This is a genomic window from Microcoleus sp. LAD1_D5 (assembly GCF_036702115.1).
In the GTDB taxonomy this organism is placed as follows: domain Bacteria; phylum Cyanobacteriota; class Cyanobacteriia; order Cyanobacteriales; family Microcoleaceae; genus Microcoleus.
In genome coordinates, this window is the sequence record NZ_JAUBSA010000018.1 from 1 (window position 1) to 12,133 (window position 12,133).

The window sequence follows — 12,133 nt, forward strand, 5'->3', positions numbered from 1 at the left end:
TAAAGCTTTTATCTGTTGATGCAAGTTATTTTTAAATTCATTAATTGCCGTAGATTTCTGAGAAATACTGCGAGGTCTGGGAATTTTTAATTTACTTTTTAATTCTCCTCTAACTAAAGAATATACAGCCGAGTAACTACTGGCTATTCCTTTAATCAACCAGAGCCAAAGATGAACTTCTTTATAACTCTTAAATCCTTCGGGATCTCTCAACTCTTGTTGCAAGGTCGCTGCTATTTCAACTGAGAACTTTTTTGGGCGACCGAAAACAGAAGAGATTTTTTAACAAATTTTCCAGACCGCCCTTTCTATATTGGGAGAGCCAGCGATGAATCGTTGCCTCACTTTTACCTAAAACGGAGGATACTTCCCGCACAGTTTCTACTTGTTTTGACTGAAATAAATAAAGCATTTGGACTTTGTTATAAGCTAGAATTATTTTTTGATTTTTGAGGATTTCTCGTAAGTTTTCTACTGATTCGGTAATCTTTATATGAGGACGACCAGACATTGTAATTCTCTCCTTTACTTTTTACACAAGTCTATCACATCTTTAAAAAAATGGTATGAGTTAGGAGAGGACGCTAAAAAGCTGTTTGTTGACTACTACAACCACTGCCAGCGCGTAAAGTTCGACCATCCCAACCAAGGAATGCGGGCAATGTTTGGCAAAGCTGCTGAGAAGGTTGGCCGCGTCGCCACCATATTGCACTGCATCCATGCCACTCATTTAGGGATTGAGGTTTCCCCCAAAATTCCCGTCACCCAAGTAGCGGCCGCTATCAAGTGGGTGGAATACACAACGCAGCAAGCTTTGAGCATCAATCTAGAGGTTTGCAGTCCCGACGCACTCGAAAGCAACTTGGTAAGGATAATTTCGCTGGCAGAACGCAAGGGAGGAACGGTAACAGGTCGTGATGTTTTACTCAGTTTCGATTCCAAGTACCGCCCTACCTCACAAAAAATTCGAGAATGGTTTGGAGAATTAGAAGAAATGAAGTATGGAGAGGTTACACAAAAAAGGAGTAGTATTCGATTTTCTCTAACTTCAACATCCACACCCTCCACAGTAGCCCAAGATGTAGACGCAGTAAGCATTACAAGTGTGGATGACACCCTCCACACTGTATCCACACCCTCCACACTTATGGATAAAAAACACAAAATTATAGGCAATAGTGTGGAGGAGTGTGGAGGTAGTGTGGAGGTTAACATCCACACCTCCAAAACTATATCTGACATAGGATTAAGCCTTAGTGTGGAGGATGTGGAGGTTTTTAGACCTTGCCTTGAAACTTCTCAACCCTCAAATCCATCACATACTACAACGCCTAGTACGGCAACCTCTGCCAAGAAGCCCAGAACTTTTGAGATAGGCGATCGGGTTGTGGTCAAGGATGTCGGCGGCATCTATCAAGGCGCACGAGGTGAGGTTGTGGACAATATCTACAGCCGTGCTGGCACTAGCTACTTGGTAAGGTTCGATAAGCCTGTCAAAAACCTTCGGCAATCGGAGTTTGAAGCTTCTGACCTGATGAAGCTTTAAGCCTTCGGTTCGAGGGGTTTTGGGAAGATTGAAAATAGTTTTCTGCAACCCTTGGCAGTTGCCTAAAAGTTGCTTAAGATAGTTGCATAAGCAGGTAAGCAACTTTTAGGCAACCTTATGACAATCCCATCGGTAGTCCAGGGCTTGATAGAGACAGAGGACGGCAAGGTATTTGAGCTAGACTCCCCCAAGGGTTCCGCATGGTTGGAGTCGATCGGCTCTTTCAGGTTTGAGCCAAGCGGGGACAGCAAACCCTACACAGTCCGCAAGGAATCAGGTATTTATTGGTACGGTTGCAGAAAAGTTGCCCGTAAAGTACGCAAAAAATACATCGGTAAAAGTTCAGAGGTAAGCATTGCAAAGCTTGAGGAGATTGCAGAAGCTTTAGAGACTCCCCCAGTACCACGGGTTGACAAGGTTGCAGAAGTTGCTGAAGAGGTTGTACAAGTTGCAGAAGTTGCAGAAACCTCTACCGATAGGCTAACAGCATTAGAATTGCAGGTAGCTAATTTACAGAAAGCGCTTGAAGCCTTACAGGAGAAACTGCCGGGAAAGTTAGAGTCGGGTGATTCTTTAGAGTTTCCCAAGGTTGATAATGAGGTTATAGAACGGTTGCAGAATGAGTTAGGCAACCTACAGGCAGAGAATCGACAATTAAAGGAGGATGTTGACGATTTAATGAAAATCAACCAAGTGGTTAAAGAAGCCAGCGACAACTTAATCGCGATTCTCAAAGACAACTGCCGACACGCAGAAGAAAAACGAGATGAAGCCCGCGCCAACTATGCCACGCTGCTAGAATCCAGTACCGTAGTCACCAATAAGCTGAGAGAGGAAGTGCAGCAACTGCGATCGCAACTTGAGACAGAGCGCGCCGATCGGGAAGAAATCGAGATACAACTCTCCGACCTGAGACAAAAATCAGTCACTGCCAGCGAGTTGCCAGAAGCGGCCGACTTGCTCAATCAGTTAAAAGGGCGGCGCAAAAAGTCGAGGGCCGACTTGGCTGATATCAACGCTATTCTGGGGCTTCTAGCAGAAAGCAACGGCTGAAAGCTAGTCTAGGTAAGGATTGTATTCAATTTGTATTCAAACGAGGCAAATTGTATTCAAATTGTATTCAATTTCTAGTCAACTTGAGCCATCTCAAAGCGAAAAAATCAGCAATAAAAAACCTCAAACCGTTGATTTACCGTTGGTTTGAGGTTCTTATAGACGCAAGCGGGCAGCGGGAATCGAACCCGCATAATTAGCTTGGAAGGCTAAAGTTTTACCACTAAACTATGCCCGCGCACAGAAACTAAACATACCACAAGTCTCTGGGGATTGCAATAGGCCTGTGCAAAATTTTTGAATACCTCCCTCACAGTGGCTAAATAAGGACTTGCGGCCCGATCGCCCGATCGCGCCTACAATCCCGGTCTCCAATGCTGGGTAAGGCTTTACGGATGAAAATAATCGTAAATTTGCTGTGCTAGACGCGGGCCAATCCCAGAAACTTCTGCCAACTGTTCGGGAGTTGCTAAACGGAGGTAGTCGATCGATCGAAAATGTGCTAACAAAAGTTTTTGTCGGTGGTGTCCCAAGCCGGGAATTTCATCAAGGCGCGATCGCTTCATTCTCTCACTTCTTCGATCCCGGTGAAAACTCACAGCAAACCTGTGCGCCTCATCCCGCACCCGGCGCAATAATTGTACGCCCGGTTGCTCAGAATTAGTTGGCAGCGGCAAAGATTCCCCCGGCAAAAATATCTCCTCTCGCTGCTTTGCCAAACTGACAACGCGCAACTCTTCTAGCAAATTCATCTCCCGCAAAACAGCCACAACAGCAGACAATTGACCTTTCCCGCCATCTATCATAATTAAGTCTGGTTTGTCGGAAATAGTATGAGAAACCGAGGATAAATTGCTGATTTCTTCCGGTTCTTCTAACTCGCTAAACCCATCTTCCCTCTTCCCTCTTCCTTCTTCCTTCAATCCTCGAAATCGGCGCCCGATAACTTCTGCTAAACTAGCAAAATCATCAGAATGACCCGATTTAATTTCAGGATTTTTAATTTTGTAGTGGCGGTAGTGTTGATTGGCCGGCAAACCGTCAATAAATACGACGCGGGAAGCTACGGCGTCAGAACCTTGAATGTGAGAAATATCGTAACCTTCAATGCGGCGAGGAACTTCTGGCAAATCGAGAATTTCTGCTAAATCTTCCATTGCTTGAGAATTGCGATCGCTCAATCTTTGCATTCTCGCCAATTCATACTCAGCGTTGCGTTCCACCATCTCAATCAATTCTGCCTTAGTTTGCCGTTGTGGCGTCAAAATGGTAACTTTTCGCCCCTTACGATTGCTCAACCAATCTGCTAATATTTCCCCTTCTGGCAATTCGTACTGCACTGAAATTTCGCTGGGAATTTCTACAGATTCGACATTTTGATAGTGTTCTTCCAACACCCGCTGCAAAATCGCTCCGGCCTCTACCCCCCCTCGTTCTGCCTCTTGCCCAGGGGAGGAGGAAAGAGAAAGTTGAGATAACTCTTGATCCCCCTTGGCAAGGGGGGGTTGGGAGGGTATTTCCGCCATAAATCCCAATCTTCCGACCAATTGACCGGCACGAATTTGGAACAATTGAACGCAAGCGTGCTGGGTGTCGGCAGCAAGTGCGATCGCATCTCTGGAAACAGTATCATCTGGCAAAGAGACTTTTTGACCCGCACTCAAAGACTGCAAACCCTTAATTTGGTCGCGAATCCGCGCCGCCGTTTCAAAGTTTAAATCTTCCGCTGCTTCTTCCATTTGGGGTTCCAGGATGTCGAGTAATTCCTGAGTTCTTCCCTGGAAAATCATCGCTACTTTTTGGATGATTTTATGATATTCCTCCGGCGAAGTTAACCCTTGACAAACGCCAACGCAGCGCCCGATGTCGTAGTTCAAACAAGGACGGTCTTTAAATAGCGGTTGAGGGCGCTGCCGCAGCGGGAAAATCCGCTTAATTAAATGCAGCGTACTCCTCAGTGCCCCTGTATCAACGTAGGGGCCATAGTAGCGGTCTTTTGCACTACCTGCGCGGCGTTTGCGGGTGATAAAAATGCGCGGGTATTCCTCCGACCAAGTTATGCACAAATAAGGATATTTTTTATCATCTTTGAGGAGGACATTAAAGTAAGGTTGGTGCTGTTTTACGAGGTTTGCTTCTAACGCTAAAGCTTCCGCTTCGGTGTCTGTGGCGATGAATTCAATTTCGCGCACTTGCTGCACCATCATCGCGATGCGGGGACTGAGATTTTGGCTTTCGCGGAAGTAGGAACGGACGCGGTTTCGGAGTTTTTTGGATTTGCCGATGTAAAGGATGCGATCGCTCTCATCGCGCATTAAATATACACCAGGAACCGCCGGAATTTCTTTGAGGCGACTTTCTAGGCGTTCCGAGTCTTTAACTAACGGCAGAGTTTTTGTGGATGGCATTGCAAGCTATCTCAGCAAAAGAGAGACTGATTGTAGACTCTTTTATTTTAGCTTAATTGTGCCGATTTTTACTGCTGCTACCGTCGCAAAACCCAGCGAATAAACTTGAAAATCAGTTACAATATCTGAGATAAAAACTTGCGGGTGCGTTCTTCCTTCGGATTCTGAAAAAACTCTTCTGGCTTCGCTTCTTCCACTAAAACGCCGCCATCCATCAATACAATGCGATCGGCAACTTCGCGCGCAAACCCGACTTCATGAGTCACCACCACCATTGTAATTCCTGTTTGAGCCAAATTTCGCATTACATCTAACACCTCCCGCACCATTTCCGGATCTAATGCTGATGTCGGTTCATCAAACAGCATGATTTTAGGCTGCATTGCTAGAGAACGTGCAATAGCAACCCGCTGCTGCTGTCCCCCTGACAACTGTCCGGGATATTTTTTTGCTTGTTCCAAAATGCCCACTCTTTCTAACAGTTGCATCGCCACTTCTTCGGCTTTTTTCTTTGGCCATCGGCGCACCCATACGGGGGCTAGCATGACGTTTTGCAAGACTGATAAGTGGGGAAACAGGTTGAATTGCTGAAACACCATTCCTACTTCGCGGCGAATTGTCTCGATGTTGCGTAAGTCGTGGGAAAGTTCGATTCCGTCGATCGTAATTTTACCTTGTTGGTATTCTTCTAATGCGTTGAATGTGCGAATAAACGTGGATTTTCCCGAACCAGAGGGTCCCATTACGACAACCACTTCCCCTCGGTTTACGGTCATGCTGACACCTCGCAGCACGTGAAATTGTCCGTACCATTTGTGGACGTTTTCTGCGACAATTACTGTTTCTGGGCTTGTTTGCTGAGTTTGCATAATTTTTTTATTTTTTAACCGCAGATGAACGCAGATGAACGCAGATGAAAGTAGATGAGTTTTTAGCGCTGGCCTACTTCTAAAGTTCGCTCTATTTTGCGGCTGGCTAGGGACATTGAGTAGCAAAATATCCAATAAATGATGCCGACGAATAGGTAAACTTCGGCGTACCTGCCGATATAGGATGGATTTGCTAAAACTGCGCGGGATATTCCGATTAATTCTAACATTCCGAATAGAGACAGCAGGGATGTATCCATAAATAATCCGATGAATTGACCGCCGATCGCCGGAATGACTATTCGCAGTGCTTGAGGCAGTACAATTAGAATTGTAAGCAGGGGTGTATTGAGTCCGATCGACCTAGCTGCTTCTATTTGTCCCCTGGGCACGGCCTGCAAGCCACCGCGCACGTTTTCTGCCAAGTAAGCTGCACTGAATAGAGTCAGTCCAGCAATCGCTCTAATTACTCTATCCAATTTCGGATATTCGGGCGGCAAGAAGAGTTGCAGCATCACTTGACCTAAAAACAAAATGCCAATTAATGGTAAACCGCGAATAACTTCAATGTATAATGTTGATAACAGTCTCACAACGGGCAAAGAACTTTGTCTCCCTAGTGCTAGCAATACTCCCAAAGGAAAGGAAAGCACAATACTAATAACTGCTAAAAACAGCGTCAGCACTAAACCGCCCCAATCATTTGTTGACACTTCGGTCAAACCCAACCCGCCTTTAATTAGCCACAAAATTATTGGGAAGGAAAGAACCCAAATTCCCGACATCCAGTCCATGATTTTTGGGTGAATTTGCCTTCCGATGGCATAGCTGGCGGCGGCTACACTAATATTTGCTAGCAGGTAGAGGCGAGATGTTAGGTCGATCGGCGAAATGACCGCACCCACGACCGCAGCACCAAGTATAATTAGTAAAGGCGGATTCCAAAGACGTTCTTGCCGCTGAATGTTTCCCCAAGTTAATCCTCCCAACAAGGCAATTATGGCCGTTACTATCCACAGCCTCCAGTAGGAGTCGCGGGGAAATCTGCCGGCGAAAAATAGCGGCAAGTTAGCTTCTAACACGCGCCACTGAGCTTTTGTTGTTGCCCAAACGATAATTCCTTTAATAGTTTGGAAGGCGATAATTAGGCAAACTACTGTCAGAATGCTGTTGTACCAGGTACTAAATAGGTTTTTGCGCGCCCAATTCCAAGGAGTAGGCGATTCGGTGGCTGGGGGCGGTAATACAGGTATTGTTTCCATTTTATTTGTTGGTTATTAATTGTTAATTATTAATTGCACTGGCTAAAATGCCTAAAATTTTATTAACCTCGGTGAGGTAATACTCGGTTAAATCTATTTCAATTACTGGGTTTTTTAATCTAAGAAATTTCCAGATAGTTCCGCTAGTGACAGCGCCATAAATCGCAGAAATTTCGTTTGCTTGGCGCTCATTAAATATCCTGGCTGCCAACATTTTCGCTACGCACTCTCCCAATTCACTATTGAGATTTTCCGGTTTTGCTTCTACAATTATAATGACTGGTGCAACAACTAACAAAAGTCCTGATGAATTACCAATCAGAAAATCGCAACTACCGTCTAAGCCTCTTTCGGAGTCAACATTAAAGTCAATACCGGAAAATAAGCTAATTCGATTTTGTAATTGTTCTCTAAGTTCAATTAAAATTGGTGCTGTAATCATTTCAGCGCGGGATTTCTGGCTGTTACTTGCCAGACCTAACGGTACACTGCGCTTGAGAGTTTCTGCTAGTAGTTGGCTGCATTCTAAGTTGGGTTCTTTGCCAAACAAATCGGCGACTTCCGAATACTTTAATTCAAATGTTTTGACTGCGCCTTCTAAACTAAAATCACTGTACACCATTTTTCTCTTTCCTTTGGTCGCCGTTGTAAACTTTTCAACATTAACTCTTTACCTTTCCTTGATTTGTACAGTTTTATTGTACCAATTCATGAACAAAGAAACTATCAAACTAATTGTTAGATATGTTACCATAATAATTAACATTGCTTCGATCGCCCGACCGGTCTGATTCAATGTCGGAGACCCCACCACAAAGTAAACGTCGGGATAAGCAACCGCAACCGCTAAACTCGAATTCTTAGCTAAATTCAGATACTGACTGGTTAAAGGCGGCACAATCACCCGCAAAGCTTGTGGCAAAATTACCATCCGCATCATTGTTCCAGACTTGAGCCCCAAAGACTTTCCCGCTTCCCACTGGCCTCTCGATACTGACTGAATTCCGGCCCGGACAATTTCTGCAATGTAACTGCCAGTATACAAGCTGAGTCCTGTCACCAATGCTGCAAATTCTGGAGTGAATTTTAATCCTCCTTCCAGTTGCAATGCTGGTGTCAGGCGGGGGAAATCTAGACGAAAAGGCAGATTTTTGGTAATAATCCAAGCTAAGATTGCACTCAGCCCGATCGCACCTAGAGCCCAAAACAACTGTCTTCCCGGCTTAGCTTCTTCCAACATCACCCGCGCCCGCCACATCCACAGCCCCGCCGCAGCCAAAACTCCGATAGTTAGCAAAATCAACCAAATCTCAAAACCCGGCAAAGCCACAGGCCAAGGTACAGCAATGCCCCGATTTGTCAAGTAAATCGGCCCGCGTAACTGCTGATTGTCTTCCAGTTTTGGCAGGGAAATGAAAACTGCAAAATACCAGAAAAATAATTGCAACAACAACGGCGTATTTCGCAGAATTTCTACGTACAAACCAGCCAAACTCCGCAGCAGCCAATTGTCCGAAAGGCGCGCAATTCCTACAGTCAAACCCGCAACTGTTGCGAAAATAAGGCCGAGACCCATCACCCGCAGCGAGTTAATTAAACCGACCAAATAAGCTTGTCTGTAAGTGTTTTCGGGACTGTAAGGAATCACGCTTTCGCCGATGTCAAATGATGCTTGGGAATTGAGAAACTCAAATCCAAATGCAATCCCCAGTTGTGAGTAATTGGCACTGAGATTGTCCCAAAGAATGGCGATCACAACTATTACTAAAATTAGAGCGATCGCCTGTCCGGCTATTTTCCAGAAGCGATCGTCCCGCAGCAGTTTTGATATATCTTTAAATTGGGGCAATTTATGCGATTTGCCCGGTTGAGGTTCGGGGTTCATAACTTAAATTATATTTGATAAATCTGCTGGCAAATCCAGGCGAGATTGAGCTTTGGTGCGTGACTTGATAGTTACTATATCGGCGATCAAGATTTTTCAAGTCACGCACCATACATAGCTTTGGTGCGTGACTGTTAACTGTTAACAGTTAACAGTCAACAGTCAACAGTTAACTAAAATTAACGGAACGGCGGCGAGTAAAGCAAACCGCCATCTTTCCAGAGTCTGTTTTGACCCCGTTCTAACTTGAGTGTACTTTTGGGGCCGAGGTTGCGATCGTACATTTCCCCGTAATTCCCCACTTTCTTCACAACGCGGACTGCGTAGTCGTTCGGGAGTCCCAAACCTTTACCTAAATCTCCTTCTGTTCCTAGCAAACGTTTGACATTCGGGTCTGTAGTGCTTGCCACAATTTTGTCTACATTTCCCGAATTAATTCCCAAATCTTCAGCTTCTATCGCCGCGAAAACGATCCATTTCACCGCGTCAGACCATTTAGGATCGCCGCTTTTCACCGCTGGGGCTAACGGTTCTTTTGACATCACGATCGGCAAAACAACATTATTCTCGGAATTTGGCAGAGTTGTGCGCTTAGAAACAAGTTGCGATCGATCCGCAGTAACACCTTGACAGCGACCTTCTTGATAGGTAGCAAAGGTAGCATTCACATCTTCAAACACCACAGGAGTGTATTTAACTCCTAATTTTCGCATTTGGTCAGACAAATTTTGTTCGGTGCTTGTACCTGTCTGCACGCAGATAGATTTGCCCGCAAAATCTTTTAAACTTTTGATACCGCTGTCTTTTTTGACCATGATGCTTTGAGAGTCATAAAAGATCACCGGGGCAAATTCCAGTCCAGTAGTGCTGTCGCGACTCGCGGTGTAGGTGGTATTTCGGCTGAGAATGTCGATTTCTCCCGCCTGCAAAACTGTAAATCTATCTTTAGCGTTGAGCTTTCGGTACTCGACTTTTTCGGGATCGTCAAATATTGCCGCCGCCACAGCCCTGCACACATCCACATCCAGTCCCGAATATGTGCCTTTTTCGTCTACAAAGCTAAAACCCGGCAGTTCGCCGCTGATGCCACAAATCAGTTTGCCGCGGCTGACAATTGTATCTATCCGGCTGGAACCTTGTTGCGAGTTGCCACCTGCGGCAGTTGTTGCTGTTGTTTGTCCGGTTTGTGCCGATCGATCCCTACAAGACGCCAACGGTGACACAAGTAACACACTTGCTAGTAGCAGAAATCCCCATTTACGCATAGATTTTAATAGAACGCTTTCCTGACAATACTACCTTGTAGCTGTCGAGAACTGTGGCGATCTGCGATATACAACAGCCTCCGCCTTCAAATTAGCCATTCTGCATCCGGTGCTGCACAGCGACAACTGCACCGACTACCCGCCTGTTTTTTTTAGCACGCTGGGAGCCCAGAGTTAGAAACCCGGTTTCTGGCTGGAGGCCTCGTCGTCAAACCCAAGATTTATCCCTGAAACCCGGTTTCTTTTCTGCTATTTCTGCCCAGCGCGATCGATCTTCGCCCTTCCCTGGAATATTTATCCGATTTTGATTGAATCCGCTCACAGTAGCTCTGGTGCTAGCCGCTGCTCAGCTAAATCGCGGATTAGGGACAGCCGAGACTGGATGTATTCGTCCAACAAATCTGCTTCTTTGCAATTAAGCGCAGAGTTGGTCTTTAACTGTTTCAGCAGCCACTGTACCAGGGTGGCATCGTCTAAATTGACTAACAGAGTAGCTTGGGTGGTCTCAATTAATGACCAGAGTTGGCGTAACATGACTGGAGTCATAAAACCTCGTTGAGCGTAAAGACGCACTTAATGGGCGGGCAGAGCGAAAAGCTGGTCTTGGTGTCTCAAGCCGATAGACGAAAAGCACCCTCATGTCGATCGGCTTAATGATTATTTTATATTTGACCAGAATAACTTAATACAGTAGTGTCACAAGTTACAACACACAAGATGTTATAAGAGTTCCCAATTCCTTCACATTGAGATAAACATCTTGATAAAAGATTAAAAATCTTTACACGCGATCGAGCGCGGGGGCTGCCAGGAGCTGTCTGCAATCGGGTACTCCTGCCCGGTTCGCCAGAAAATTAATTAAATTAAAGGGAAAAGCTCGGATAGCCTATGTGGCAGTTCGGGTTTTTGGGTTCTTACTGGGGGAAATTTCGGCGATGCTGCCGATCCTAGGTCGGAAAAGTCTCATATCCTGACCTAGCTGTAGCGGTTCCTATTTTTTTGTAGCAGCCTGTAGTTGCTTCTGAGCAAGCTTCTCGTAGGATGGCAATTTGTGTTTTTTGAAAAGATTAGCGGCCTGCTGGAAGTCAGCTCTAGCTTTGTCCTTAGCTCCCATCCGTTCATGAGCATCGCCACGATTTAGATAGGCGATCGCGTCATTGGGTGGGAGTATGCCGACTTTTAAGGTTCCGTTAAAACAGTCAATTGCAGATTCCAGTTGTCCTAGCTGTGCGTAACTCTGGCCAATTTTAAAGTTAGATTCTGCCGATTTTTGAATTAGTGGACGATGCTTGTCTCGAAAATCCTCAATCTCATCCTTGCTGTAAAGCGAACTGTCTACGTCCATTTCCTCTGCGCGACCATCTGCAATCGCTTCGTTTAACGCAGCGGCTCCCGCTTCGTTGTACTTCTGAATGGCTTCCTTGTGTTTTCCCGCTGCTGCTAATTTGTCTGCTGAGGCCTCCAGACTATCAGAACTTTCGGTGATTTTTCGCCCTTCGCTTTCGGTTAGCGCATCTGCGTAGCAAGTTTTTTCCAGACCTGGCTCAAGCTGAGTGGTTTCAGCTTCTTTGTCCGAAGTTACTGGAACTGGGAGTGGGACTGGAACGGGAACGACTAAACAGCTATGACAAGTTAGGAGTGCGATCGCGAATGCCGTTGTTTTGCCAAAAGTGGACAGGTTGATGTAGGCGGCCATGTTTTGAGGAGTGATAGGGGGTATCAATATTTTCTCAGAACACCAGACAAAGTAAAATAGCGCTCGCAGCCCGCCAAGTATTTTATTTTTGGCGGGCTGAACATTTAAAACTCTATTATTTAATTTGGCTGCATTTAGGATGCCTCGAG

General features: G+C 45.5%; 11 protein-coding genes, 1 tRNA gene and 1 pseudogene. 2 read left to right on the forward strand and 11 right to left on the reverse strand.

Annotated elements, in window-relative coordinates; all coding sequences use genetic code 11:
• Both QUA70_RS10465 and QUA70_RS10470 read right to left on the reverse strand, forming a co-directional pair.
• Nucleotides 1-225: pseudogene (locus QUA70_RS10465) on the reverse strand (IS630-like element ISMae27 family transposase); the annotation flags it as partial.
• Nucleotides 226-238: 13 nt separating this feature from the next.
• Nucleotides 239-511, reverse strand: a complete 273-nt coding sequence (locus tag QUA70_RS10470; RefSeq protein ID WP_333410400.1) for a helix-turn-helix domain-containing protein — start codon at nt 509-511, stop codon at nt 239-241.
• On the opposite strand from QUA70_RS10470, the gene QUA70_RS10475 reads away from it, so the two are divergent.
• Together QUA70_RS10475 and QUA70_RS10480 are read left to right on the forward strand one after the other, a co-directional pair.
• Complete coding sequence (locus QUA70_RS10475; RefSeq protein ID WP_333346773.1) at nt 494-1,546, forward strand: DUF3987 domain-containing protein; 1,053 nt, start codon at nt 494-496, stop codon at nt 1,544-1,546. The two genes, QUA70_RS10470 and QUA70_RS10475, sit on opposite strands and share 18 nt — an antisense overlap.
• A 117-nt stretch (nt 1,547-1,663) precedes the next feature.
• Nucleotides 1,664-2,599: a hypothetical protein gene (locus QUA70_RS10480; RefSeq protein WP_333346776.1), complete on the forward strand. Its 936-nt coding sequence runs from the start codon at nt 1,664-1,666 to the stop codon at nt 2,597-2,599.
• Between the two features lie 167 nt (nt 2,600-2,766).
• On the opposite strand, the gene QUA70_RS10485 is transcribed toward QUA70_RS10480, so the two are convergent.
• From QUA70_RS10485 to QUA70_RS10525, 9 genes are all read right to left on the reverse strand, one after another.
• Nucleotides 2,767-2,837 (reverse strand) — tRNA-Gly (locus QUA70_RS10485).
• A gap of 151 nt (nt 2,838-2,988) precedes the next feature.
• Entirely contained in the window at nt 2,989-5,007 is a 2,019-nt protein-coding gene (uvrC, locus tag QUA70_RS10490; RefSeq protein WP_333346779.1) for an excinuclease ABC subunit UvrC, read from the reverse strand.
• A 116-nt stretch (nt 5,008-5,123) separates the two neighbouring features.
• On the reverse strand, nt 5,124-5,876 hold the full coding sequence (locus tag QUA70_RS10495; protein WP_333346782.1) for an amino acid ABC transporter ATP-binding protein: 753 nt from the start codon (nt 5,874-5,876) through the stop codon (nt 5,124-5,126).
• A 62-nt stretch (nt 5,877-5,938) separates the two neighbouring features.
• Complete coding sequence (locus QUA70_RS10500) at nt 5,939-7,138, reverse strand: amino acid ABC transporter permease (RefSeq protein WP_333346784.1); 1,200 nt, start codon at nt 7,136-7,138, stop codon at nt 5,939-5,941.
• Nucleotides 7,139-7,160: 22 nt separating this feature from the next.
• Nucleotides 7,161-7,760 (reverse strand): hypothetical protein, encoded by a 600-nt coding sequence (locus QUA70_RS10505; RefSeq protein ID WP_333346788.1) that lies wholly within the window; start codon nt 7,758-7,760, stop codon nt 7,161-7,163.
• Between the two features lie 48 nt (nt 7,761-7,808).
• Nucleotides 7,809-9,023 carry an ABC transporter permease subunit gene (locus QUA70_RS10510; protein WP_333346791.1) on the reverse strand — a complete coding sequence of 405 codons (1,215 nt, stop codon included), beginning with the start codon at nt 9,021-9,023 and terminating at the stop codon, nt 7,809-7,811.
• Nucleotides 9,024-9,202: 179 nt separating this feature from the next.
• On the reverse strand, nt 9,203-10,288 hold the full coding sequence (locus QUA70_RS10515; RefSeq protein ID WP_333346793.1) for an amino acid ABC transporter substrate-binding protein: 1,086 nt from the start codon (nt 10,286-10,288) through the stop codon (nt 9,203-9,205).
• Nucleotides 10,289-10,606: 318 nt separating this feature from the next.
• Nucleotides 10,607-10,834, reverse strand: coding sequence for a hypothetical protein (locus QUA70_RS10520; RefSeq protein WP_333329575.1), 228 nt, complete (start codon nt 10,832-10,834; stop codon nt 10,607-10,609).
• A 445-nt stretch (nt 10,835-11,279) separates the two neighbouring features.
• Nucleotides 11,280-12,011, reverse strand: a complete 732-nt coding sequence (locus QUA70_RS10525; protein WP_333346796.1) for a tetratricopeptide repeat protein — start codon at nt 12,009-12,011, stop codon at nt 11,280-11,282.
• Nucleotides 12,012-12,133: the final 122 nt, after the last annotated feature.